At 65.1% G+C, this 25,029-nt stretch carries 25 protein-coding genes and 1 riboswitch; of the genes, 16 read left to right on the forward strand and 9 right to left on the reverse strand.

Annotated elements, in window-relative coordinates; translation table 11 throughout:
- Window positions 1–25 precede the first annotated feature (25 nt).
- Entirely contained in the window at window positions 26–451 is a 426-nt protein-coding gene (locus NT151_05185) for a hypothetical protein (GenBank protein MCX6538315.1), read from the forward strand.
- 162 nt (window positions 452–613) lie between these two features.
- A complete protein-coding gene (locus NT151_05190; protein MCX6538316.1) occupies window positions 614–2,338 on the forward strand; it encodes an ATPase, T2SS/T4P/T4SS family in 1,725 nt (574 codons plus the stop codon).
- 6 nt (window positions 2,339–2,344) lie between these two features.
- On the opposite strand, the gene NT151_05195 is transcribed toward NT151_05190, so the two are convergent.
- Together NT151_05195 and NT151_05200 are read right to left on the reverse strand one after the other, a co-directional pair.
- Window positions 2,345–2,779 (reverse strand): hypothetical protein, encoded by a 435-nt coding sequence (locus tag NT151_05195; GenBank protein ID MCX6538317.1) that lies wholly within the window; start codon window positions 2,777–2,779, stop codon window positions 2,345–2,347.
- A gap of 4 nt (window positions 2,780–2,783) precedes the next feature.
- The gene (locus NT151_05200; GenBank protein MCX6538318.1) at window positions 2,784–4,010 is read right to left on the reverse strand and encodes a CoA transferase; all 1,227 of its coding nucleotides are present in this window, start codon (window positions 4,008–4,010) and stop codon (window positions 2,784–2,786) included.
- Window positions 4,011–4,281: 271 nt separating this feature from the next.
- Between NT151_05200 and NT151_05205 the strand changes: the two genes are divergently transcribed.
- Window positions 4,282–4,974, forward strand: coding sequence for a hypothetical protein (locus NT151_05205; protein MCX6538319.1), 693 nt, complete (start codon window positions 4,282–4,284; stop codon window positions 4,972–4,974).
- A gap of 149 nt (window positions 4,975–5,123) precedes the next feature.
- On the opposite strand, the gene NT151_05210 is transcribed toward NT151_05205, so the two are convergent.
- Both NT151_05210 and NT151_05215 read right to left on the reverse strand, forming a co-directional pair.
- The gene (locus NT151_05210; protein ID MCX6538320.1) at window positions 5,124–6,209 is read right to left on the reverse strand and encodes a homoserine dehydrogenase; all 1,086 of its coding nucleotides are present in this window, start codon (window positions 6,207–6,209) and stop codon (window positions 5,124–5,126) included.
- Window positions 6,210–6,219: 10 nt separating this feature from the next.
- Window positions 6,220–7,359 carry an aminotransferase class I/II-fold pyridoxal phosphate-dependent enzyme gene (locus tag NT151_05215; GenBank protein ID MCX6538321.1) on the reverse strand — a complete coding sequence of 380 codons (1,140 nt, stop codon included), beginning with the start codon at window positions 7,357–7,359 and terminating at the stop codon, window positions 6,220–6,222.
- Between the two features lie 105 nt (window positions 7,360–7,464).
- On the opposite strand from NT151_05215, the gene NT151_05220 reads away from it, so the two are divergent.
- The 12 genes from NT151_05220 (at window position 7,465) to NT151_05275 (ending at window position 17,160) form a co-directional block, all read left to right on the forward strand.
- Entirely contained in the window at window positions 7,465–8,256 is a 792-nt protein-coding gene (locus NT151_05220) for an SUMF1/EgtB/PvdO family nonheme iron enzyme (protein ID MCX6538322.1), read from the forward strand.
- A gap of 53 nt (window positions 8,257–8,309) precedes the next feature.
- The gene (moeB, locus tag NT151_05225; protein ID MCX6538323.1) at window positions 8,310–9,485 is read left to right on the forward strand and encodes a molybdopterin-synthase adenylyltransferase MoeB; all 1,176 of its coding nucleotides are present in this window, start codon (window positions 8,310–8,312) and stop codon (window positions 9,483–9,485) included.
- Window positions 9,486–9,753: 268 nt separating this feature from the next.
- A complete protein-coding gene (locus NT151_05230) occupies window positions 9,754–10,212 on the forward strand; it encodes an Rrf2 family transcriptional regulator (GenBank protein ID MCX6538324.1) in 459 nt (152 codons plus the stop codon).
- A gap of 16 nt (window positions 10,213–10,228) precedes the next feature.
- The gene (locus tag NT151_05235; protein ID MCX6538325.1) at window positions 10,229–11,443 is read left to right on the forward strand and encodes an IscS subfamily cysteine desulfurase; all 1,215 of its coding nucleotides are present in this window, start codon (window positions 10,229–10,231) and stop codon (window positions 11,441–11,443) included.
- Window positions 11,444–11,561: 118 nt separating this feature from the next.
- Window positions 11,562–11,954, forward strand: a complete 393-nt coding sequence (gene iscU, locus NT151_05240) for a Fe-S cluster assembly scaffold IscU (GenBank protein ID MCX6538326.1) — start codon at window positions 11,562–11,564, stop codon at window positions 11,952–11,954.
- A 2-nt stretch (window positions 11,955–11,956) separates the two neighbouring features.
- Window positions 11,957–12,298: an iron-sulfur cluster assembly accessory protein gene (locus tag NT151_05245; protein ID MCX6538327.1), complete on the forward strand. Its 342-nt coding sequence runs from the start codon at window positions 11,957–11,959 to the stop codon at window positions 12,296–12,298.
- 6 nt (window positions 12,299–12,304) lie between these two features.
- Window positions 12,305–13,015, forward strand: coding sequence for a Fe-S protein assembly co-chaperone HscB (gene hscB / locus NT151_05250; GenBank protein MCX6538328.1), 711 nt, complete (start codon window positions 12,305–12,307; stop codon window positions 13,013–13,015).
- Window positions 13,012–14,880, forward strand: coding sequence for a Fe-S protein assembly chaperone HscA (gene hscA, locus NT151_05255; GenBank protein ID MCX6538329.1), 1,869 nt, complete (start codon window positions 13,012–13,014; stop codon window positions 14,878–14,880). Before hscB ends, hscA begins: the two co-directional genes overlap by 4 nt.
- A gap of 15 nt (window positions 14,881–14,895) precedes the next feature.
- Window positions 14,896–15,348 (forward strand): 2Fe-2S iron-sulfur cluster-binding protein, encoded by a 453-nt coding sequence (locus tag NT151_05260; protein MCX6538330.1) that lies wholly within the window; start codon window positions 14,896–14,898, stop codon window positions 15,346–15,348.
- Window positions 15,345–15,551 carry a Fe-S cluster assembly protein IscX gene (gene iscX, locus NT151_05265; protein MCX6538331.1) on the forward strand — a complete coding sequence of 69 codons (207 nt, stop codon included), beginning with the start codon at window positions 15,345–15,347 and terminating at the stop codon, window positions 15,549–15,551. Before NT151_05260 ends, iscX begins: the two co-directional genes overlap by 4 nt.
- Window positions 15,552–15,657: 106 nt before the next feature.
- Entirely contained in the window at window positions 15,658–16,230 is a 573-nt protein-coding gene (locus NT151_05270; protein ID MCX6538332.1) for a hypothetical protein, read from the forward strand.
- A 105-nt stretch (window positions 16,231–16,335) separates the two neighbouring features.
- Window positions 16,336–17,160, forward strand: coding sequence for an ABC transporter substrate-binding protein (locus NT151_05275; GenBank protein ID MCX6538333.1), 825 nt, complete (start codon window positions 16,336–16,338; stop codon window positions 17,158–17,160).
- Window positions 17,161–17,299: 139 nt separating this feature from the next.
- On the opposite strand, the gene NT151_05280 is transcribed toward NT151_05275, so the two are convergent.
- The 5 genes from NT151_05280 to NT151_05300 form a co-directional block, all read right to left on the reverse strand.
- Window positions 17,300–17,896 carry a Uma2 family endonuclease gene (locus NT151_05280; protein MCX6538334.1) on the reverse strand — a complete coding sequence of 199 codons (597 nt, stop codon included), beginning with the start codon at window positions 17,894–17,896 and terminating at the stop codon, window positions 17,300–17,302.
- A gap of 167 nt (window positions 17,897–18,063) precedes the next feature.
- Window positions 18,064–18,957: a helical backbone metal receptor gene (locus NT151_05285; protein MCX6538335.1), complete on the reverse strand. Its 894-nt coding sequence runs from the start codon at window positions 18,955–18,957 to the stop codon at window positions 18,064–18,066.
- 528 nt (window positions 18,958–19,485) lie between these two features.
- Complete coding sequence (locus NT151_05290; protein MCX6538336.1) at window positions 19,486–20,490, reverse strand: iron ABC transporter permease; 1,005 nt, start codon at window positions 20,488–20,490, stop codon at window positions 19,486–19,488.
- Window positions 20,483–21,307 carry an ABC transporter ATP-binding protein gene (locus NT151_05295; GenBank protein MCX6538337.1) on the reverse strand — a complete coding sequence of 275 codons (825 nt, stop codon included), beginning with the start codon at window positions 21,305–21,307 and terminating at the stop codon, window positions 20,483–20,485. The genes NT151_05290 and NT151_05295 overlap by 8 nt, the downstream gene beginning before the upstream one ends.
- Window positions 21,291–23,564 (reverse strand): TonB-dependent receptor, encoded by a 2,274-nt coding sequence (locus tag NT151_05300; GenBank protein MCX6538338.1) that lies wholly within the window; start codon window positions 23,562–23,564, stop codon window positions 21,291–21,293. Before NT151_05300 ends, NT151_05295 begins: the two co-directional genes overlap by 17 nt.
- 76 nt (window positions 23,565–23,640) lie before the next feature.
- A riboswitch (cobalamin riboswitch) is annotated at window positions 23,641–23,848 on the reverse strand.
- A gap of 24 nt (window positions 23,849–23,872) precedes the next feature.
- Between NT151_05300 and mqnE the strand changes: the two genes are divergently transcribed.
- Complete coding sequence (gene mqnE, locus NT151_05305; GenBank protein MCX6538339.1) at window positions 23,873–24,976, forward strand: aminofutalosine synthase MqnE; 1,104 nt, start codon at window positions 23,873–23,875, stop codon at window positions 24,974–24,976.
- Window positions 24,977–25,029: the final 53 nt, after the last annotated feature.

A 25,029-nucleotide genomic window follows, 5' to 3' on the forward strand; every position in this document is an offset into this window, starting at 1 on the left:
TGGCCGCGCCGGACGGCATGGTGTGATGGACATCGACACATCAGGGTGGACGAAGGAAGGCACCTTCACGGCAACGCTGATCGAGGCCCTCAAGGCGATAGACGCCGTCGCCTCCCTCAGGGTCGAGGACGCGCCGTCGAGCCGCGCGGACGCCGGCTACGCGTTCATCAGCAACGAAGTGTTCGTGAGGTTCCAGACCCACAACCGATGGGAGACCGTGCGGCGGTTCGGGATCCCGTGGCGGCGGATCGTTCAGGCCGACCGGATGACGCTCGAGGAGCTTGGAAGGGCCCTGGGAGCAATCGAGAACGTAGGTCAGCCGGACTTCGGGGATGCCGGTATGCTTCAGTACCTGAGAGCCGAACGAATCGTGCCGCCGTACCAGACCAAGGGCATCAAGGTCGTCGAAATGGTGCGCATCTACCTGGCGGGCGCACAATCGAGGCAGTGATAATCCCCACTCCCCGGTTCGGGATCAGGGGTTAGGGGTTAGCGATTAGGGGTTAGCTTCCGGACTGAACCAATCCCTAATCCCTAATCCCGAATCCCTAATGTTGGCACCACGTTCGGCCGACAACCGGGGGGAGTAGGCCCTATTGGCCGGGAACGACACGTGTCGCTTATCGAATCTCTGATCGCGGCAGTCCTCAGGACGAACGGAAACGGGCTCGTCATGCACGTCGGCGAGCGGCCGTTCGTGTTGTCGCCGTCGGGTCCCTCGAATCTCTCCGAGCGCCCGCTGAGCGTCGAGGCCATGGGCAACGTCCTGACCGACCTCTTGTCGGTGGAGGACCAGCGCGCACTGAATGAGGTCGGGGCGGTCGAGAAGGAACTGACGATTCCCGAAGCGCCCGGCGACCGGTTCATGCTGGTGGCCGCTCGTGGCGGCGATGACATCTGGATTGAGCTGCGCCGTCAGCGGGGCAGCACCCAGCCTCGACGCGATCAACCCGCGGCCTCGGCCTCGGCCGCCGCCGCTCCGCCGTTGCCGCCGGCGCAGCCAGAGGCACAGGCCGAGACGATCCCAACGCCCCGGCCTCGGATGGCACCCACGCATTCCCCGCTTGAGCCTCCGCAGTCAACCTCGGCTCCGCGCGAGCCGGAAGCGGTTCTTTCGGATCCCGTTGCGGGCAGGCGGCGCGTGACATCGACGCGCGATCCGCAGCCCGGCGTGGTGCTGCCGCTTGCGCGCAGTCCGATTCGGACCGACTCTTCGCGTCTGACGCCAACGCCATCGCCAAAGTACCTGGGTATTGGCCGGCTGCTGCGCACCGCCGCCGCCCGGGGCGCCTCGTCGCTCTACCTGATGGCCGAGGCAAGACCCAAGATTCGGATCGATGACGAGATCTTGCCGCTTGAAACCGAGCCGCCGCTTGGCACGGCCGAAGTGGAATCGCTCATTCTCGAGCTGGCGCCGGGCGCCAACCGCGAGGCCCTCGTCGGCGGGACCAACGCCGAGTGGGTCTGCGAGCTCCCGGATGTAGGGCGCGTGCGGTGCCTGAGCTTCCGCGATCAGCACGGTCCGGGCGCGGTGTTCCGCTTGATTCCGACGCGCCTGATCTCGGCCGATCAGTTGGGCCTCTCCCGCGACATCCAGGCGTTGTGCGCGGAAGGCGACGGCTTGATCCTGGTGGCGGGCCCGCGCCTGAGCGGCAAGTCGACGCTCACCTCCGCGCTGGTCGACCTGATCAACCGGACGCGGACCGACTACCTCATCAGCCTCGAGAGTGAAATCAAGTTCCTCCACGAGAACCGGAAGGCCATCGTCAGCCAGCGCGAAGTGCGCAGCGATCCCGACGTCATGCTGGCGCACGCACGCGCCGCACTGCGCGAGAATCCGGATGTGCTCGTGATCGACGACCTGAAGACGCCGGAACTGGTAGCGCTTGCGCTCGACGCCGCCGATTCGGGCCACCTCGTCATTGCGACGATGACCGCACCCACGACAAGTGCGGCACTGGCGCGGCTGATCGAGTCGGCACCCTTCGATCGACAGGCGCAGGTGGCGCTGGCGCTCTCGGAATCCCTGCGCGGTGCGATCGCGCAGGTGCTGCTTCGCAAGTCCGGTGGCGGCCGCGTGGCGGCCCGCGAAGTGCTCTTCAACTCCTCGTCGATGGCTGCGCTCATTGCCGAGGGCAAGGTGTCGCAGTTGCCGCTCGCGATTGATTCGGGCCGGAAATACGGCATGGTGCCGATGAACGACGCGTTGCTGGCGTTTGTCCAGAGCGGCGCCGTGGACGCGCGCGAGGCCTACCGGAAGGCCCATGACCGCGTCGCGTTTGTCGAGCAGTTGCGCCGCGAGGGAATCGACACGTCGTTTGTGGAACGTCTCGCCTGATTGGCTCTATCGCTCAATCACGTCCGCCATCAGTTCCAGCAGGAATTCCAGCACGTGTTCGTCGGTCGTCGCCTCGATCGCCACGCCCTCGGCGACGAGGCGGTCGTCGGTCGTGACCCGGCTGCCGCGCTCGCGGCTCACTTCGGCGACCACGGCGGGAGTTGGCAGGGACGTGTCGAGGCGGAGATCGATAAACGTCCGGTTCGATCGTTCCGACACCAGGCGCACGGTGTCTCCAGGCGTGATCACCTTGTACGGGTAGTTCTCGGCTGTCAGCGTCTGGGCAAACGTCGTGAAGACCGGCACGGCGACTCCCGACAGGAAGGTGGCGTAGACCCGCTCGGCGGCGGCGACCCGCTCGCGCCGCGCGCCGGCAGCCCGTTTCAGGTCGGTGAGGCGCAACTGGACACGGCGGCGAATCTGCGCAACTTCGAGCGACATGGGATCATCTCCTGATGGTGTGACCTGATAGTGGCGGCGCGATCTCAATAACCGCGTCGCGGCCAAGGCGCGCAATATCGGCCGGCAGCATTCCCAGATCGTGTTCCAGGACGCTCACGGTGTGTTCGCCCAGACGGGGCGGCGGTGCCGACACGCGGCCCGGGGTGGCCGAGAGTTTGATGGGCAGGCCGAGCAGGTCGATCGGCCCGGCCGACGGGTGCTCCACGTGCTCAATCATCTCACGGGCCAGCAGTTGGGGGTCCGTCATCACTTCATCAAGCGTTTTGACTGCGGCACACGGCACGCCGGCCGGCACCAGTCGGTCGATCCACGACTGGCGGCTGCCCTGGCCAAGCACACGGGCAATCCGAGGTTGCAATAGGTCGTAGTGCTCGACACGCGCCGCATTGGTGGCAAAGACCGGATCAGTTACGAAATCGTCCAATCCGACCACCGCGCAGAACGTCTTCCATTGTTCGTCGTTTCCCACCGCCAGCACCAGCGTCCCATCGGCGGCCGCGAAGGTGTCGTACGGCGCGATGCTCGGATGGCGATTGCCCGTTCGAACCGGCGCGGTTCCCGTCCGGAAGTAGATACCGGCCTGGTAGGTGAGTAGCGCGGCCACCGAATCGAGCAAGCTCACGTCCACCAGTTGTCCCTCGCCTGTTCGCGCACGCGCGAGCATGGCCAGCGTGATGCCTTGCGCGGCGAACAACCCGGCGGCGATATCGGCGATGGCCACTCCGAGGCGGTACGGATCGCCACCCTCAGGGCCAGTGAGGCTCATCAGGCCGCCTTCCGCCTGCGCGACGGCGTCGTAGCCGGGCCGATCGCGTTGCGGACCAGTCAGGCCGTACCCGGTGATGCTGCAGTAGATGAGGCGGGGATGACGTGCGGCGAGGTCCCTGTAACCAAGCCCGATCGCGTCGAGCGTGCCCGGCTGAAAGTTCTCGACCAGCACATCCGCACGCGCCAGAAGCTGGTCGAGAATGCGGCGGCCTTCCGGGCGCTTGAAGTCAACCGCGACACTCTCCTTATTGCGATTGATGGTAAGGAAGTACGAGCTTTCGCCACCGACAAATGGCGGCCCCCACGCGCGGGTGTCGTCGCCGCGGCCAGGGCGCTCGATCTTGATGACGCGCGCGCCCATGTCGGCCAGCATCATGGTGCAGTACGGGCCGGACAGGACCCGCGTCAGATCGAGAACGGTGGTGCCGTCGAGGGGACGCATCGGAAGAAGAATACAGGAGAACGTAGTCGGTAGACGGTAGGCAAGAGACAGAAGCAAGAAGCAAGAAGCAAGAAGTTCTGCTGGTTGTGCGTGCACCAACGCCGCGTGCCGGCGCGCCAATCGTCTCGTGCCATAATGTCGCCGCGGCGCGCGGCTCATTCGGAGGCGTTGGGCCGAGCAGATCGAACTGGAAGATGCGGCGGGATTCAGATGGTTTGGGGCCTTCTGCGATAGACTGATGCGGGCGCCTGTTTCTGAGTAGGAGACTGCCATGGCTCTCCCGTCTCTGTTCGTCGGCCTCCTCGTCTTGGCTGGCGGTTCGTGGCAGCAGGCGCAGCCTGCCGTCGCACCGATCCCCGGCAATCTCCGCTGGGTACGTGGCATCGCGACCGCCGTGTCGCCCGGCTCCCTGACGCTGAAGCTGCGAGAGAACACCCTCACGCTGACAATCGATCCGACGACCGAGGTGATCCGGGCCTCTCCCGCGGACCGCGCGACTCGCGCGCCCGTTGACCCGCTCACCGTCGGATCCCTGATTGAAGCCCACTACACCGACCTCAAGGCGATTCGTCGCGCGGTGCTGATCGTCGATGGCGTGTCGGGCGGCTCCGCCGCATCATCGAAACGGCCGGGACGAAGCTATCGAGGCCTTGTCAAAGAGACAAAGCGCGGGACGCTGTCGATGCGGGTCGAAACCCGGACGCGCAGTGTGAAGCTGGACTCCCGCACGAAGCTGACCGACACCGATGGGCGCCCGCTCGCGATCGGGTGGAAGGCGATCGCCAGCCAGTTGTGGACCGGCGAGGAAGTGCTCGTCACGTACGATGAACAGTCGGACGACATGCAGGTCAACGACATGACCATCTTTTCGACTTCCCAGAGAGCCCTCGAGATCCGCAAGCTGCGCCATGTGACTCCAGTCTCGGGACCGCCTGCCGCGGGCTTCGCGGGGTCGTTGCGGTGAGCGTCCCGGGGTCCTGTCGGCCCCGCTGATCACCCTCGGCTGCACGCCAGGCGTCGGCGCGCTGCAGGTCCGGCCGCTGACGCGCGATCTCTATCTGCCTAAGGAGTGGCTGGCCGAACTGGCGCCAGCGAACACGGTCGCCCGCCCCGTCATGCCTGTGCGGACCCTCGCGCAATGGTGATCAGGTCGGTCAGCAGCGCGTACGCGGTCTGAGTCAGGCCGCCATCGAGTTGGTGGATGCCGACATCGCCCAGCACATCCGTTTGAAGGACGAGCAGATTCTGCATGCCTGTCAATTGCGCGAGTGGGTCGCCAGCGTCCAGTTCAATGGGGGCCACTCGCCCAACCGGGTGTCCGTCGCGCCGTTCAGCCGTGGCGACCAGACGCAACCGCTTGCCCCGACCGATCGCCTCCAGCACGTGGTCCATTGTGATCCCGCCAATGCCCGTCCGATCGATCGCGTGCGGCGTCACCGAGCCGTGCATCAGCACGTTGATGAGCGCGGCAGTCTTGGCTGCCGCGTCCCAGCCATCGACGTCGAACGACGGATCGGCCTCGGCGATGCCCGCCTGCTGCATCTCCGCCAGCGCGTCCTGATAGCTCCTGCCCGCTTCCATCGCGGTGAGGATGAAGTTGGTCGTGCTGTTGATGACGCCCCGGAACCCTTCGATGTCCGCGGCCGGCAGCGTTTCGCGAACAAGATTGAAGATGGGTATGCCGTCCATCACGGCGCCTTCAAACAGGAACCGGCGACGCGCGAGCGCGGCAGCCGCATCGAGTTCGCGGTAGGCGAACGCCACGGGTCCCTTGTTGGTCGTGACGACGTGGGCGCCGCCGCGCAGAGCGGTGGCCACATGATCGGTTGCCGGCTGCCCGGCCTTGATGTCGAGCAGCGTCGTCTCGACTACGACGAGCTGTTGCACCTGCCGGCGACGCGTTTCGGCCGTTGCGTGCTTGATGAGTGCCAGGCCCGTCGCGTCAGGCCCGAGTGCGCTGACGGCGTCCGGCTGTGTCAGTTGGCCAAGAAACAGACCGGCGTCCGCCAACTTGAGTGCCTTCTCGAGGTCGAGGCCGCGCGCGTCGAACACCGTGCCGTGGCGGCGCGTACTGATGCCGATCACGCGCCAGCTCATCTCGTAATCGCCGCGCAGCCGGACGTGCTTCTCCTGCAGCAGGCGCGCGAAACGTCGGCCGACATGGCCGAATCCGACGAGCACGAGATCGAGATAAACCACCGTCTCCTCGTCACCGGGTCGTGTCGGTCGGTAACCCGCGAAGCAGGTCGGCTAGCCGATCGAGCCCGTCGCGCAGGTACCTGACTTCGCTGCCGAAGCCAATCCGGAGGTAGCCGTCCATGCCGAAATGATCGCCCGGCACGATCAGTACGCTCTTTTCCTCGCGCAGCCGATCGACCAGGTCCACGGAGTTGATCGCGTCGCGATACTTCACATACACAATCGCACCCGCCTCGGGTAGGGCATACGTGAACCTGTCGCGATGCGCATCGAGCCAGTCGGTCATCACCGGCAGGTTGGCCGTCAGGATGCGCCGCGTGCGCTGCAGGATGCGCGCGCGCACGGCCGGCTGCAGCGCGTGCCGCGCCAGCCGATCGCTGAGCGCACCGGGCCCGATGGTCGTGTAGTCGTGATGCGCCCATGTCGCGGCGACCAGGGGCGGTGCGCTGACGATCCAGCCGATGCGCAGCCCGGGTAGACCGTAGGCTTTTGACAGGCCGCTCGTGACGATGACGCGATCGTAGCGGCCCCACACCGAGGCCGTCTCGACGCCGTCGAACTCGGCGCCCCGGTAGATTTCGTCGGCCAGGACCCAGGCGCCGTACTTCGCGGCAATCTGACAGATGCCGTCGAGATCCGCCGCGCCGATCCGGGCGCCGGTCGGGTTGTTCGGGTTGCAGATCACAATCATCCGCGTCCGGGGCGTGACCAGCGTGCGCAGATGATCAAGATCGACCACCCAGCGTCGGCCGTCCACCGTCATGCGCAGCGGCCATGGCCGCATTTCGCCGCCAAACCCCTCAACCAGCCCAAGTGTCTGGCCGTAGTTCGGCACCATCATCACCACGTGGTCGCCCGGTTCGATCAGGTGCCACATCGTGACGAAGTTGGCTTCGGAACCGCCGTTGGTCACCTCGACATGGTCGGCGGTCGCGCCCGGATAGAGCGCGGCAATCCGCTCGCGCAATTCGATGGTGCCGTTCGACTGCGTGTAGAGGAGTTCCTGGGCGAGCAGTGCCGCGCGATCGGCGGGATCGTCAATCAGTTCCTCCACCCGCATCGGGTGGACACCACTTTCCGACAGGTTGTAGTCCACCAGGTTCTCATAGGTGGACTGCATCCGTTCCATCGCGAAACGGGGAATACGCATGACGGCCTCCTGAAGCGACCTAGAGCAAGGGGGGATGAAGCGATTCAGTGTACCTGACAGGAGCAAGAAGTAAGAAGCAAGAAGAGGCTATACTTTTCGGCGCGAATGACAGATCTCCTTCCGGAACTGGTGCGGATACCATCGGGTCCCTTTCTCATGGGATCCGACGAGGGCGACGCCCACGAACGGCCCGCCCATGTCATCACGCTCGACGAGTTCCTGATTGGCGCGTGTTCGGTGACCAACGCCGAGTACGCCCGGTTCGTCCGTGCGACCGCGCGCCGTTCCCCAGGCGTCTGGGAACTGCCCGCGATCTCGCAGTTCGCACCCGGCGACAGCTTTCGCGAGTTGGCCGCGCCGTACTGCTGGAACGGAACCGAGCCGCCGGCTGGCAAGATGGATCACCCGGTCGTGCTCGTGACCTACGAGGATGCCAGCGAGTACTGCCGATGGCTCAAGCACGAAACGGGTTGGCCGTTCAGGCTCCCGACGGAGGCCGAGTCGGAGAAGGCGGCACGCGGGGGACTCGAGGGGCATCGGTATCCGTGGGGCGACCGCCTCGATCGGTCCAACGCCGCGTTCCTCGCTGATCTGTCGCTCAAAGCCAGGGTGGGCACACGTGCGGCGAAATCGTTTTCGCCGAACGGGTACGGCGTGTTCGATGCGGCTGGCAATGTGTGGACGTGGGTGGCCGACTGGTACCGCGCCGACTACTACACCGTCAGCGATCCCCGGAATCCGCGTGGCCCAGCCTCCGGTTCGCTGCGATTGCTTCGGGGCGGCGCGTGGACCAATGCCGATGAGCGGTACTTGCGGTGCGCGTGCCGGCATGCCGTTCCGCCCGACACATATGGCTACAGCATCGGGTTCAGGGTCGCCTGCGCGGCCCAGGCGTGATGTGGAAGTGATGCGTGCTTCGATCAATTCCCAACTCGGCGCACAATAGAGATATGCGTCCGCTTCCTGAACTGAGTCGACACGAGATCGCCAGGTACGGCCGTCAATTGATCCTCCCCGAGGTCGGTGTCGACGGCCAACGGCGGCTCAAGGCCGGCCGGGTGCTGATTGTTGGTGCCGGCGGCCTCGGGTCGCCGGTCGCGCTGTATCTGGCGGCTGCTGGAGTCGGCACGCTCGGCCTGGTCGATTTCGATGCCGTCGAGCTCAGCAACCTGCATCGGCAGATTCTGCACGGCACCCCCGATGTTGGGCGCTCGAAGCTCGCGTCGGCGAGCGACCGGATCACGGCCATCAATCCGGAGGTCGAGGTTCGACTGCACGAAGGCGCGCTCACGTCGAAAAACGCATTCGACGTCGTTCGCGACTACGACGTTATTGTCGATGGCACCGACAACTTCCAGACGCGGTACCTGGTCAACGACGCGTGCGTGCTCACCGGGAAACCCAACGCCTACGGCGCGATCTTCCGGTTCGAAGGGCAGGCCTCCGTGTTCGCCGCCAAAGATGGCCCATGCTATCGGTGCCTGTATCCTGAACCGCCGCCGCCAGGCCTCGTGCCTTCGTGCGCCGAAGCCGGCGTCTTCGGCGTGTTGCCGGGACTCATCGGGACGATCCAGGCCACCGAGGCGATCAAGCTGCTTATCGGGATAGGCGAACCGCTCATCGGCCGGTTGCTGGTCTACGACGCGCTGCGCCTGCGATTCCAGGAACTGACCTTGCGAAAGGACCCCGACTGTCCGGTGTGCGGCACGCACCCGACGATTCGTGAGCTCATCGACTACGAGGCGTTCTGCGGGTTCAAGCCAGCTGCAGTCGGGCCAGATCCATCGCCCGCCCGCCCCGGTGATGTCGAGTTCAACATCAGCCCGGCCGATCTCAAAGCACGCATGGACCGGGGCGATGTGCCGTTTCTGCTCGATGTGCGCGAGCCGCAGGAGTACCAGATTGCCCGGCTCCCGGGCGGTGTCCTCGTTCCGCCCGGAGACCTGGTGGCGCGGCAGGGCGAGCTCGATCCCGACGTCGAGATCATCGTGTATTGCCACCACGGCGTTCGGAGCGCCAACGCCACCGCGTATCTCAGGAGCGCGGGCTTCCCGCTGACCCGTAATCTGGTCGGCGGGGTCGACGCCTGGAGCCTCGAGATCGACCCGACAGTGCCGCGGTACTGAACCACTTCTTTCAACCTCATCTTGCCGAATGAAACAGGTTTGCGTCACCCCGGCGAAAGCCGGGGCCCCCAACGCGGCAACCGCGTTGGGGTGGCAGCCGGGGTCCCCAACGCGGCAGCCGCGTTGGGGTGGCAGCCGGGGTCCAGAGAGGCACACGGCTGGATTCCGGCGTACGCCGGAATGACGAGTCACTCTTGGATATAGGCCTTGACTGGTCGGATATGCCGTTCTAATATAGGACTGTCGAGGTCGTATTTGGGCCATTGCCATGTTGAGACTGTCAAAGAAAGCGGATTACGCGCTGATCGCCATCACGCACCTGACGCTCAAGTCGGGCTCGTCGAGCGCCCGGGAGATCGCGGAACAGTTCGATATTCCCATCGAGCTGATGGCGAAAGTGCTGCAGCGGCTGACCCGCCGCGGCCTGCTGACGTCTCAGCAGGGCACGCGCGGAGGCTACCAGTTGGCCCGGGCGGCCTCCGGCATCTCGATCGCCGATGTCATCCAGGCCATCGACGGCCCGGTCGCGGTGACGGCCTGTTCGGCGCACGCCGATCGGTGCGGCCAGTTTGCCAAGTGCAACGTGCGGGACCCGCTGTGGAAGATCCGCGAAATCATCGTGTCGGCGTTGAAGGCGACGACCGTGTCGGAACTGGCGAAGGACGTCATTGTCCCGGAGGTCGTGGCACCGCCGGCACGGATGTTCGTTCAGGCCAGTCGTTCGTAAGGTGGACCTGCGTATGCTGAAGTTCCCGATCTATTTTGATAATCATGCGACCACGCCGGTCGACCCGCGCGTGCTGGACATGATGCTGCCATATTTCAGCGAGCACTTCGGCAACGCGGCCAGCCGCAACCACAAGTACGGCTGGGAGGCCGAAGAGGCCGTCGAGATTGCGCGCAAGCAGATTGCCGATCTGATTGGTGCGAGCGCCAAGGAAATCGTGTTCACCAGTGGCGCCACCGAATCGGACAACCTCGCCATCCGGGGCGCGGCGTACATGTACCGCGAGAAGGGCGACCACATCATCACGGCGGTCACCGAGCACAAGGCGGTCATCGACACCTGCAAGCGACTTGAGAAAGAGGGCTTCCGGATGACGTACCTGCCGGTCCGGAAAGACGGCCTCATCGACCTCGACCGTCTGCGCGAGGCCATCACCGACAAGACGACGCTCATCTCGATCATGACCGCCAACAACGAGATTGGCGTGCTGCAGCCGATTGCCGAGATTGGTGCGATCGCGAAAGAGCGCGGTGTGCTGTTCCACACCGACGCCGTGCAGGCGGTCGGCAAGGTGCCCTTCGACGTCAATGCGGCGAATGTCCACATGGCGTCGATCAGTGCGCACAAGATGTACGGGCCGAAGGGCGTGGGCGCGCTCTACGTGCGGCGGCGAAACCCGCGCGTCCTGCTGACGCCCATCATCGAGGGCGGCGGCCATGAACGCGGCATGCGGTCAGGGACGTTGAATGTGCCCGGCATCGTGGGCTTTGGCAAGGCGGCTGAACTGTGCCGACTCGAGATGGCGGCCGATGCGGCGCACACGCGGGCGCTACGCGACCGGCTCAACCAGAAGCTCCACCAGAACCTCGACGAGTTGTACATCAACGGCTCGATGGAGCACCGGCTGCCGGGCAGCCTGAACATCAGCTTCGCCTACGTGGAAGGCGAATCGCTGCTGATGGGCATCAATGACGTGGCGGTGTCGTCGGGATCGGCCTGCACGTCGGCCAGCCTCGAGCCGTCCTACGTGCTCAAGGCGCTCGGCACGGGCGACGAACTGGCGCACTCGTCAATCCGGTTCGGGATTGGCCGGTTCAATACCGAGGAAGAAGTCGATTACGTGGCCGACAAGCTCGTGGGCGTCGTCAGGAAACTGCGAGAGATGTCGCCGTTGTACGAAATGGCCAAAGAAGGTGTCGACCTGTCGAAGATGCAGTGGCAGGCGCATTAGGAAGGCGTTAGGCGTTAGGCGAGAGGCGAGAGGCGTTAGGGGTCGGACAGCAACAGTGTTTCAGCGTTCTTCCCTCGCGCCTACCGCCTCGCGCCACGCGCCTGAGGGAGTCGCAGACATGGCGTATTCAGACAAGGTCGTCGATCACTTCAATCATCCGCGCAATGTAGGATCAATGCCCAAAGACGATCCCAGCGTGGGCACGGGGCTGGTCGGCGCGCCTGAATGTGGCGACGTCATGAAGCTGCAGGTGCGGGTGAATCCGTCGACCGGCGTGATCGACGAAGCGAAATTCAAGACGTTCGGCTGCGGGTCGGCCATTGCCAGCTCCAGCCTGGCCACCGAGTGGCTCAAGGGCAAGACGGTTGACGAGGCGCTGTCGATCAAGAATACCGACATCGTTGCCGAGCTGGCGTTGCCGCCCGTCAAGGTGCATTGCTCGGTGCTGGCGGAGGACGCCATCAAGGCGGCCATCGCCGATTTCAAGAAGAAGCAAGAGGCAGGGCTGTAGACATGGCGACTCAACTTGCTATTCAAATCTCGGATGCCGCGGCCCGGCACATCCAGAAGCTGATGGCCAAGCAGGGCATCACCGAGGGTGGTTTGCGCGTGGGCATCAAGGGCGGCGGCTGTTCGGGTCTGAGCTATACGTTCAATTGGGAGAAGGAAGCCCGCACCGGCGACGAAGTGTTCGATGGGCCTGGGGCGGCGAAGGTCTTTGTGGACAAGAAGAGCCTCATCTACCTCGCCGGCACCACACTCGACTACGACTCGGCGCTGATGGGCAAGGGGCTGCACTTCATCAATCCCAACGCGAAGAGCAAATGCGGTTGCGGCAGTTCCTTCACCGTCTAGTCTGGTATGCAGCCCGACACATCAGCGGTGACGATTCAGCCCTGCAAACACTGCGGCACGCAGGCGCCGGTCGACGTGCATTTCTGCCCGCGCTGCGACAGGATCCTCACGCTCGGCCGCCACGGCGACTACTTCACGTTTTTCGGCTTGCCGCGACGGCTGCACGTGGACGTGCACGATCTGGAGCAACGCTTTCGCGCGCTCAGCCGGCAGTTCCATCCGGACTACTTCTACAACTCCAGTTCAACGGAGCGACTGGCCAGCCTGGAACGATCGTCGTATCTCAACGACGGGTTCCGCACGCTGCGCGAGCCGGTCGATCGGCTCGAGTACCTGCTGAAGCTGGAAGGCTTCGCGCCCAAGGAAGCGCACGAGGCCACGTCGCAGGTGCCGCCGGAACTGCTCGAGGAAGTCTTCGAGCTCAACGAGCAGCTCGAGGCAATCCAGCAGATGCGCGCCGACGGGGCAGCCGAGGCCGAGGTGGCCGCGAAGCTCGAAGCGGCGAGGCTGCCGATCCAGGCTAACCTCGATGCGCACGAGCGCCAATTGAACACGTTGATGGCGCAGCACGACGCGCAGTGGGAGCGCGGCGATGTCGCAGGCCGCAGGGTGACACTGGAAACATTGCGCGCCTTGCTCGTCGAACGCACGTATCTGACCAATCTGCTCGCGACGGTCCGGCGGGAACTGGGCGGCGACCAGGCGGCGCGCGTATGAGCAAGGTCGTCGGCATCGATCTCGGCACCACTAACAGCCTCGTGGCAATCGTGCGCGAAGGCGCGCCGGTCGTGCTGGCCGACGAGTCCGGCGACACGCTGCTGCCCTCAATCGTGTCGGCCGGCGACCACGATACCGTCTACGTCGGCCGCGAGGCGCAGCGGCGGCTGCTCACCGATCCGACGCGCACGGTCTACTCGGTGAAGCGCTTTATGGGCCGCGGCATCGAAGACGTGGCCGGCGAGTCGCGCTGGTTCCCCTTCAAGGTCAGCGGCCAGACCGGGGGCGTCGTCCACATCCACCTGGGCGAGCGCGAACTGACGCCGCCAGAGGTCTCCGGCTTTATTCTGCGAGAGCTCAAGCGGCGCGCCGAAACCGTGTTCGCCCGCGAGGGTGATTTCGATCCCGAGGTGGACCGCGCGGTCATCACGGTGCCGGCGTATTTCAACGACGCTCAGCGGACGGCCACGCGCGACGCAAGTCGGTTCGCGGGCCTTGACGTCCTGCGTATCATCAACGAGCCGACGGCGGCCTGTCTCGCCTACGGTCTCGACAAGCGCCACCAGGGCGTCATCGCCGTCTATGATCTCGGTGGCGGCACGTTCGACATCTCGATTCTCAAGGTTGAGGACGGCGTGTTCCAGGTGCTCTCGACCAATGGTGACACGCACCTCGGCGGCGACGACATCGACCGCCTGCTGGTCGAGCAGATCGTGGCTGAGCTCGGCCTGGATCCGGCGACGCGGGCCGACGCCGTGCAGGCCATCCGTAAGGCCGTCATTCAGGCGAAGTGGGATCTGTCGGACTTCGATCAGGCCGACATCGTCGTCGATCGCATTCCAGGGCGCGCAGAAGCCTATCGCCGCCACATCACGCGGGTGGAGTTCGAGACGCTCATCACGCCGATCGTCGATCGGACGATGGAGCCGTGCCGTCGCGCGCTGGAAGACGCCGGGCTCACACCCGACCAGGTCGACGAGGTCGTTCTGGTCGGAGGATCGACGCGCATCCCGATGGTGCGCCGCGAAGTCGAGCGGCTGTTCGGCAAGGCGCCGCACTCGGATCTGAATCCCGACGAGGTGGTTGCGCTCGGCGCCGCCGTGCAGGCCGACATCCTCGTGAGCGGCCGGCGCGAGATGCTGCTGCTCGATGTCACGCCTCTGTCGCTTGGCATTGAGACAATGGGCGGAATCGTGTCGAAGATCATCCTGCGCAACTCGACCATCCCGGCAAGCGGCAGCGAGATGTTCACGACGTTTGTCGACAACCAGACCGCCGTCGACATCCACATCCTGCAGGGCGAGCGCGAGATGGCTGCGGACAACCGCTCGCTCGGGCGCTTCAAGTTGCGGGGCATTCCGCCGATGCCCGCTGGCCTGCCGCGTGTGCAGGTCAGGTTCCAGATCGACGCGAACGGAATCCTGAGCGTGTACGCGCGCGAGTTACGCACCAACATCGAGCAGGCGATCGAAGTGAAGCCGTCGTACGGGCTGACCGACGAGGAGGTCGAGCGCATGCTGATCGAGTCGTTCGAGCACGCGCAGGAGGATGTCGAGGCGCGCATGCTCATCGAGGTGCGCAACGAAGCCGAGACCATCATGCAGGCGACCGAGAAGACGCTGCGACGGCCGGACTTCGACGAGATCGCGGCCGCGCAACTGCCTCCCGCCGAGGTCGCATCGATTCGCGCGGCGCTGGCCGAACTGGTGCCGGCCATGTCCACATCCGACCGCAACCTGCTTCAGGCGAAGTCGCAGGCGCTCAATGACGGCACACGCCACCTCGCCGAGGTCATGATGAACTGGACGGTTCAGGCCGCGCTGGCCGGCCGCACGGCCGACGAGGTGGCATCGAAGGGTCGTTGACGGTGAAAGCCTGCTATGCCGAAAGTCACCTTTATTGTTGATGGCGAGGCCCGGACCCTCGATGTGGATCAGGCTTCCCTGACGTATTCACACCACGGGCTGCCCGGGTCGTTGCTCGATATTGCCAAGAATTTCGACGTGCCCCTCGAGCATGCCTGTGGCGGCAGTTGCGCCTGCACCACCTGCCACGTGGTCGTCCGCGAGGGCGCACTGAACCTGAGCGAGATGCAGGATGACGAGGTCGACAGGCTCGACACCGCCTGGGACGTGACCCCGCATTCGCGCCTGGGGTGCCAGGCCGTCGTGAAGGGCGATGTGGTCTGCGAGATCCCGATGTACACCCGCAATTACGTTCAGGAGGGCGGCGCCATCCAGCTTGGAAAGTCAGGCCTCGCGACTGCAGGCCCCTCGGGATCCGTTACGGCGCTTGGGGCAGGTCCCTCGAAGGGCCAGGAGGTCGGGTCGTGAAGTGGACCGACTCGGAAGATATCGGCATCGCGCTCAGCGAGAAGTTTCCAGACGTGGATCCGCTGCAGATTCGCTTTGTGGATCTGAGTCAGCGCGTGATCGAACTGGACGGATTCGCCGACGCGCCCCATGCCTCGAACGAGCCAAAACTCGAGGCCATCCAGATGGCGTGGTACGAGGAGTGGAAGGATCGGCAAGGATAGACACCGCCGATCCGGGCGGGCCCCTCGGCATCCGTCACCGCGCTCGGGGCGGGAAGATAGTGAACCCCCCGCCGTCCAAACCGGAGTTACACTCGTCCTATCCTTTATGCGGCGCATCCTGGCGGCTCTACTCGTCCTCCTGATCGGCCTCCAGCCGGCGTTGCTACACGCGCAGCAGGCCGGCGCGGCGGGCGCGCAAACCCAGTCACCGCGTGCGCAGACGCCGACCGCATCAACCCCACAATCCGCGTTGACCGACGTGCCGGACATCGCTGCGCTGGGCGTGTCGTTCGAACGCATCAAGCGGCTGCTGGCCGATCGTGCGCCCTCCGAGAACAAGTCGCCGCTCAAGCTGAACTACTACGTCGAGGTCGTGGCGCTGGCTCCCAGGCTCCAGTTGTTCACGCGTGAGGAGCTGGCCCCGACAGGGGTGATTCCCTGGGGCGCGCCGACGCATGCCGATATCGTGAGTTTCCTCACGCCTGTGGAATTCAGGTCGCCTACGGTGCCCGTCAGCTCCCTGGCCATCCTCGGCATCATGAAGCTGGCCGAGTGGGAGGCGGGGCGCGTCAAGCGGAAGAAGGCGGAAGAGGATCGCAAGAAACGCGACGAAGAAGAACGCAAGCGTCAGCAGGCGCTCCAGGACTCCGGCCTCGTCGTGGTGAAACCGCCCAAGTAACCGTTCCGCATACATTCGTCATTCCGGCGAACGCCGGAATCCAGCCAGCGTTGCACTCTGGATGCCCGGTTGCGCAGGTATGACGCTGGTTGGTACACTCCTGCCATGCGCATTCATGTGGCCCACAGTCCCGATTCCGACGATGCCTTCATGTTTTTCGCGCTGGCGAAAGGCCACGTGGACACGAAGGGCTTTGAGTTTGTGCACGTGCTCTCGGATATCGAGACGCTGAACCGGGCGGCGTTCGAAGGGAAGTACGAAGTCACCGCCATTTCGATTCATGCCTACGCGCACCTGCACGACCGGTACATCCTGCTGCCGCACGGGGCGAGCATGGGGTCGAACTATGGGCCGGTCGTCGTGGCGAAAAAGGACGGCCCGGACTCGCTCGACGGTGTGCGCGTGGCGATTCCCGGCACGCTGACAACGGCCTACCTCGCGCTCAAGCTGTACCGGCCGGACGTCGAGACGGTCGTGATGCCGTTCGACCAGATTCAGGAAGCCGTCGCGCGTGGCGAGGTGGCCGCCGGCCTGCTCATCCACGAGGGCCAGCTCACCTACGCGGACGAGGGATTGAAGAAGATCGTGGATCTCGGCGAATGGTGGGCGAGCGAAACCGGAGGCCTGCCGCTGCCGCTCGGTGGCAACGTGATCCGGCGCGATCTCGGACCCGACACCATCAAGACCGTGAGCGGGCTCCTTCACGAGAGCATCAGCTACGGCCTGACGCACCGCACCGAGGCGCTCGAGTACGCGATGCAATTCGGCCGCGGCCTCGACCGGGCGAAAGCGGATCAATTTGTCGGGATGTACGTGAACGATCTGACGCTCGGCTACGGCGATCAGGGCCGCGCGGCCGTGCGGCTGCTGCTCGATCGCGCCCACCAGGCGGGCATCATCCCGCACGCCGTCGCCGTCGAATTCGCGTAGGCGACCGGGCCGCTCTTGCCAGGGGCTTTGGCCCGGTACGAACCAAACTCGCCCCGCCCTTCGACTCAGTTGGGCCGCCTTATCCGAAGCCTTGATACCAGGGCCCGACCTTTCGCTATCCGCCTCCACTGAAGAGAGCTCAGGGTCTAGAAGGTGTCGGTCGCTCACGCGCAAACGGCGAGGAGAACACGTCCTTGAGGTTGATTACCAGGCCCGGCAATGTGGCGGATCGCAACTTGCCGGTTCTCCAACCCGATGCGGCAAGCATGTAATCTCCGTCTTTCAGCTCCAGGATCTCGACGGTCTCGTGGTCCGGATCGATGATCCAATACTCCGCAACTCCACACCGGGCGTAGATGCGGTGCTTTCGTGTCCGGTCCCAGTTCGACGTGGAAGGTGAGAGGATTTCGATGACCAGATCCGGCGCGAAACGAATCGGCTTGTGCATGTCCAACAGGCGAGCCGTCTGTGCCGACAGAAACGTGATATCCGGCTGAAGGACAGTGTCTTCCTGGAAGACGATGTCGAGAGGAGCGGGGAGCACGAAGCCGCCGCGGGTTTTGCGATACTCCTGCAGGATGTCCAGGAGGTTGACCAGGACGATTTGATGGAGGTTGCTTGGCGCTGGAACCACACGCACCTCGCCGTCGTACAACTCGTACTGCTTGCCGTCATCCGGCCAGCGTTCCAAGTCGGCGTATGTCACGTGCGGGTGTGCCGCTTCCACGCTCGCCATTCTACCATCGTCATCTTCAAGACTTGGGCCACGTGGCGGACCCGGAAGGGCCCCAGAAATCACTGGTATTGCGGGGTAATCCGGACACTCGACCGAGGAGGGAAAACGGCGTTGCAGAATCTGCAACATCTGAATGGAATTCGGAGCGCAGAAAACGCCAGCCGCCGCTAACGCGGCATCAAGGCCGGGTGCAGGGCACGGGCGAAGGCGGTCGCCGTCAGGACGACTCGCGGCCCTGGCAGCACCAACTCCTCACCAAACAACAATTCGACCCGGCCGTGCTTCACGGCAGGCACGGCAGGTAGAAGACTCCAAGCCGCGCGTTCCTGATCGACCAGCGTTCGCGATGGCGCATCGGTGTAGTGCAGTTCCAGGATCACATCGGGCGCGCGGACCAGGATGGTCTCAGTCGATACCAGCAGGGACTCCCGCTTCACGTCGCCGAAGATGTTGGTCCCTCCCGCCAGTTCCAGCAGGTCGTGCAGAAACCCGTACCCGCCGCTGACGTTGATGGCACGCAGCGACCGCGGCTCGCGCTCGATCACCAGCAGCGTCTTTGGCCGAGCCTCGCTTCTCACCCGGGTCCGAATCCTGTCGAGATCCTGCTCGATGCCAGCCGCGACACGCTCGGCCTTCGAGGCCAGACCCAGCCGGCGCCCGAGTTCGCGCAGCGTTGTCGTGATGTCCCCAAGCGAACCGTGGCGGTACGTGAAGGTCGGCACGTTGGCTTTCGCGAGCTTGGTGGCGAGGTCGTTCTGACTGCCGTAGGTGATGACCAGATCCGGCCGCAGCGAGAGGATCTTCTCGATGTCAGGATCGATCAGTGCACCCACTCGCGGCAGCCGATCGACCTCAGTTGGAAAGTGATCGAAACTGCTCACCGCAACGACCCGCGGACCCGCGCCCATCACAAACAACATTTCGGTCACCGAGGCCACGAGTGACACGATGCGTTGCGGGAAGGGCTGGGCTTCGACGGGTACGACCGGGCGGCCTGTCGCGACGAGCGTCGCGAAGATGCAAGATGCGAAGATGCCGAACCGATTGCGTCGATTGAGCATTTCTGACTTCCGCTTTCCTTGGCCGGGCTGGAGCCCGGCGATCCCAGGCTCGCAGCGGATCGGACCGTTGGTCGGCCCTGACACTCCGGCGGTTGCAGGCTCGCCACGGATCGGACCGTTGGTCGGCCCTGACACTCCGGCGATCCCAGGCTCGCAGCGGACCGGACCGTTGGTCGGCCCTGACACTCCGGCGGTTGCAGGCTCGCCACGGATCGGACCGTTGGTCGGCCCTGACACTCCGGCGATCCCAGGCTCGCTGCGGATCGGACCGTTGGTCGGCCCTGACACTCCGGCGGTTGCAGGCTCGCAGCGGATCGGACCGTTGGTCGGCCCTGACACTCCGGCGGTTGCAGGCTCGCCACGGATCGGACAGTTGGTCAGCGTGACACCCCTGGGATCGCCGGGCTCCAGCCCGGCCTCCAGTGCGAGGCCCCCGCCGCTCCCGCCTCCCTAAACGCTACCCTCGCTTGTCCGCCGTAGCTGTAGGCGAAGGCGGAAATCCCCGAACCCCGAACCTCGTGTCCTCATTTATCTCTGTCTCACCAGTAGCCACAGGAAAAACGGTCCTCCGATAATCGCCGTGATGATGCCGACCGGCAGTTCAACTGGTGCCATCACCAGCCGCGCCAGCACGTCGCACACAATCAGGAACGCCGCGCCCAGCAGGGCGGCGGCCGGCAGGACGATCCGGTGATCGGCGCCAACCATGAGGCGGACCAGGTGCGGCACGATGATGCCGATGAATCCAATCGGTCCGCCGAGCGATACGGCCGCCCCCGTGACGAGCGAGGCGCTGAAGAACGCGATCTGCTGCGTGCGGACCACGTTGACGCCGCGTGATGCGGCCGCATCGGTGCCAAGACTCAGCAGGTTCATCGCGCGTGGCAGCCACGCGAACGCGACAAAGGCCACCAGCGTGAGCGGGAGCGCCGCCAGGATCGGGCCGTAGCCGGCCACGCCGAGGTCTCCCATCAGCCAGCGCAGCGTCTGGACCGTCTCGGCCGGGTCGGCGATGTATTGCACAAACAGGATGAGCGCCGAGAAGAACGAGTTCAACGTGACGCCGGCGAGCAGCAGCACATTGGTCGAGAATCCGCGGTGGCGAGCCCGAGCCAGCGCGTACACGATGGCGACGGCGCCGAGCGATCCGGCGAAACTCGCGCCGGTGACCGCCGATACGCCCCAGAGCGTCAGTTGCAGCTTAAGCGAGATGGCCAGCACGGCGCCCAGTGCCGCGCCAGCCGACACGCCGAGCGTGAACGGCGTGGCGAGCGGGTTGCGCAACAGGGCCTGGAACACGACACCCGCCGCGGCGAGCGACGCGCCCACCAGCGCCGCGGCCAGCACCCGCGGCAGCCTGGCGATAAAAAAGATCTGCGCATCCACGTTGTCGGCATACGGCAAGGCGGTGTCGAACGCGCGGGCGAGGTTGATCCGGGTCGTCCCGATGAGCGGCGCGCCAACCGCCGCGGCAAGCGTGACCGATCCCAGGAGCACGGTCCATCCAACCAGCCGTCGTCGCACGTCAGACATGGCGGACCTTCTCGATTGGCACCACGGCCACGCGGCCCGCACGCTGGTCGAACCACACGTTGGCCTCAACGTCGTAGAGCGCCCTGATCGCCGCCGCGTTCAACGTTTCCGCTGTTGGTCCAGCGACGAGCACCCTCCCGCCTCTCAGTAAGACGAGCGACCGGCACAGCCCCGCAGCGAAGTTCAGGTCGTGCGTCGCGACGACGACGGTGAGCCCGCGTTCGCGGTTCAGTCGTGCAACCAGCGCCGAGATTTCCAACTGGTACCCGAGATCGAGCGACGCTGTGGGCTCGTCGAGCAGGAGGATGTCGGCCTGCTGCGCCAGGGCGCTGGCGATCACGACACGCTGCTTCTCGCCGCCAGAGAGGGTGGCAAAGGACCGATGTTCGAGATGGACCGTCCCGGTCGCGGCCAGCGCGTCGCGCACGATGGCCAGGTCGCGCGGGCCCTCCAGTTCGAATGGACCCAGGTGCGGATAGCGACCCATCAGCGCCACTTCGCGCACGGTGTAGTCGAAGGCGAGATGCGTCTCCTGCGGCACCACCGCAATCCGGCGGGCGAGTGCCCGCCTGGCGAGCGTGCCGATGCCGACGCCATCGAGCGTGACTCGTCCTTCCGTGGGGGCGAGCATCCCGGCCAGCACCCGCAACAGTGTCGTCTTGCCAGAGCCGTTGGGACCGAGCAGGCCAACCACGGCACCGCGCTCGACCGCCATCGAGACCCGCTGGACGCCGGGCAACACGTCATTCGAGTCGGCGGCGATGCCACCGCGCTCGTGCGCGCCGTGGACGTAGGTGACGCTATCGGCCCGGAGCAAGGCGCACTCCGACGGTGAAGGATCGGCGAGGTGCGGGGTAGCCCAGTACGGCTTCGTACTGGCGGTCGAGAAGATTGTCGAAACGCGCGATGATGTTGATGCCGCGTCTCACCGCAAGCGAGACACCCGCGTTGGCGACGGCAAACCCCGGCGCGTGGAATAACCCACCAGAGATCGCGCCCCAGGATGGCTCCACATCGAGCATGCGGCTCCGCCCGCCGACTCGCGCGTACGCCGTCACGGGTCCACGCGCCCAGACGATGTCGAGGCTGGCCTGGTGGCGGGGCCGGCGCAGAAGCGGATCGCCGACGCTGAAGGGCGGCGGCGCCACCAGCGGCGATCGGTCGACGGCCAGAATAGTCGTGTCGAGCCAGGTGTAACTGGTGCGGATCTCGAGCCCGCCGCGCGTGCGAAGGGCCGCCGAGGTCTCGATGCCCCTCGCCCGCGCATTGGAGATGTTGTCGGTCTGGAAGCGACTGTAGTCCTGAAGCGATCGACCCACCGCGACAATCAGATCTTCGTAGCGATTGACGAAGGCCGTCGCGTCCACGACCAGCAAGCCGCCCAGCAGTGATTGTTCGAGACCGGCGTCCGCACTGCGATTGCGTTCCGGCCTGAGCCCAGGGTTGTCAGTGAACGCGATCTCCAGCGCGTCGGGTGGCCTGATGCCGGTTCCCGCCGTGGCGTGAACGCGCGTCCAGTTGCCCCGGCTATCGCCAGAGGTCCGCAGGTAGTAACTGACCGCGACCCGCGGGTTGACGGAGAACACCCGGTCTTCGGGCAGCGCCGGTCGAGGTGCGTAGGCGAGTGGATCAGGCTCGAGCGCACTTCTGACGATGTGCTCGACGCGCAGGCCCGTGGTGACAAACAGACGCTCCGATGCCCGGAATCTGGCCTCGGCGAAGTAGCCGGCAACCTGCCGCCTCACCGGCACCATCTGGCCTGCGGTGCCGACGATGTACGTGCTGTCGCCACGCTCACCAGTCAGATCAACGCCGACCGACGTGGCCGCGTGCGAGGAGAACGCATGATCAAGCTGCGCGTGCGTGGTGAGCCGGCGCGTGCGAGCCGACGAATCGCCCCACGTGCTGGTGAACGCAGAGCGCATGTCCGCATACGTGGCCTGGACCCGAAGCGTGCTCTGAGGCCCCCATGCGTGCGTGAACGCGATCGAGCCAAGGCCGTCATGGTTGCGGCCTCGTGAGATGCGATCGATGCCGGCAAACGCGCCAATCGGATTCGAGCCGAACGGGCCAGGGTAGCCGCGGTCGTCGGTACTGAAGCGGCCATCAACGCGCAGCGTCGAGCGATCCGACAGCTTCCAGCCTGTCGCCACTGCCACCGCTGTGGCCGCATCATTGTCGTTGGTGACGCGGTCGGTCGTGCCTGGTGCTACTCCTGTCCAGCCGTCACTCGAGGAGCGTTCGACGTGCGCGCCCCAACTAAACAGTCCGCGCGAGCCCGTGCTGCCAAGTGTCAGCCGATTCGTGCCGTACCCGCCGGTTTCGAGTCCGCCGGAAACGGCCGGCCTGCCGCCAATCTTCGAGCGAAGCTGAATCACACCGCCAATCGCATCCGCACCGAACACCGCGCTTTGCGGACCGCGCACCACTTCCAGTTGTTCGAGCCCAGTCGTCGTGAGGTGGCCAAAATCAAACCCACCGCCCATGCTGTTCAGGCGGACGCCATCGAGCAGAACCAGTGTGTAGTCCGAGTCGCCGCCGCGCGGGAAAAGCGACGTGAGACTGCCTGCGCCGCCCGTTGGTGCGACCGAGAAGCCCGGAACCATCTGGAGGGCCTGCGCCACGGTGGTGATCTGACGTGATGCGAGGTCGTGGCTCGTGAGCGTGGTGACGCTTCCGGGGGCCTCGGAGAGTGACGTGTCGACGTAGCCCGCCGAGATCACCACCGTTTCGGTGAGGCCAGACAGGAGCAGCGTAATCTGAATGTCCGGTGGGGTGTGTTCTCCAACGGCGACCTTCACCGGATTGGTGCGGAAACCGTCGACCGGTGCGAGGACGTCGTAGACGCCTGGCGCCACGTCGGTGAACGCAAACACGCCCTCGGCGTCGGTCTCCGCCTGGCGCACATGTCCGGCAGCCGATCGGATGAGGACCGTGACATGGGTGACTGGAAGTCCTGCCGGGTCCAGCACGTGGCCTTTGACGACTTGCGGGTTCCCGGGACTGGCGAAGACAGCCGTCGGCAACACGCACAGCGCAACAACAATGATCAGGGAAGAAAACGAGCGGATCATCTCACCTCCTGTCGGTGTGGCCTCGCACCGAACGGTTCCCTCAGCCATCCCGATGGGCGGGAGGCCGCGGAGGAGTTACATCAGTAGCCGAAGCGCCAGGTCTCCTGACTTGCGGATCGTCGCGCTCGCATCACGTCTTCCAGCACCCCTCTGGCGCCGTGACGGGCAGCCTGGTGTCAGGCTGCCTCTGATGCGCGCGCTCCCCGCTTACAGTGGCGGGACCGTGTGGGTTTTGCACCCAACTTCCCTGGCCGCTCGACCGGAGCACGATTTGTCAGGCGTCAGTATAGCATGGCAAAATCGACGGTATGTTCGGCGAAGAGAGAGTCGCGCGCGCAGGGCTTGTCGACATCAAGGACAAGCTGGATGCCGGGCAGTCGCTCAGCCTGCAGGATGGGGTGCGTCTGTTCGAGTGCGAGGATATGTTCGCGGTGGGCTGGCTCGCCAATCGCGAGCGCGAGAAGCGGCACGGCAACGCCACCTTCTACAACCACAACATCAAGCTCGAAGCCACCAACGTCTGCGTCGCCAACTGCCTGTTCTGCTCGTTCGCGCGCCTGAAGCCGGGCGACAAGGACGCGTACACGCTGTCGCTCGAGCAGGTGTGGGAGAAGCTCCGCCGCCGCGCCAACGAACCGATCACCGAAGTGCACGTGGTCAACGGCCTGCATCCGGATCTGCCATTCGGCTACTACCTCGAGCTGCTGCGCGGACTGAAACGCATCCGGCCCGACGTGCACCTGAAGTGCTTTACGGCGGTGGAGATTGCCTTCTTCGCGGACCTCTTCTCGATGACCGACGAGCGCGTCCTTCGGGAACTCGCGGCGGCCGGACTCGGTTCGTTACCAGGCGGCGGAGCCGAGGTGTTCGCCGATCGCGTGCGGAAAAAGATCTGCGCCGACAAGTGCGACGCCGATCGGTTTCTGGCCATCCACAGGCTGGCTCATCAACTGGGCATGCGCTCCAACATCACGATGCTCTACGGGCACATCGAGACCATCGAGGAGCGCGTCGACCACATGCTGCGCATCCGGGCGCTGCAGGCGGAGACGGGCGGGGTTCAGGCGTTTATTCCGCTGGCGTTCCATCCCGCCAACAACCACATGCACAAGTTGCCGGCGCCGTCAGCCGCTGACACGCTGCGCGTGCACGCGGTCGGCCGGCTCATGCTCGACAACGTGCCGCACGTCAAGGCGTTCTGGGTCGCTACCGGTGTCGAAGTGGCACAGACATCGCTCTGGTTTGGCGTGGACGACATGGATGGCACCGTGCAGGAAGAGAAGATCTACAAGATGGCCGGCGCCACCACGCCAGACGGCATGACCCCGCTGCAGATCCAGGCGGTCATCCGCGCCGCCGGCCGCGATCCGGTCGAGCGGGACACCCTCTATAACGTCATCGCCCGGAACTAGAGCAAAGTGGGGCCAGGCCCCTCTTCGCACGATCCCAACCCCCTGTCACCAAT

The sequence above is a fragment of the Acidobacteriota bacterium genome (genome assembly GCA_026393675.1).
Taxonomy (GTDB): Bacteria; Acidobacteriota; Vicinamibacteria; order Vicinamibacterales; family JAKQTR01; genus JBAXOX01.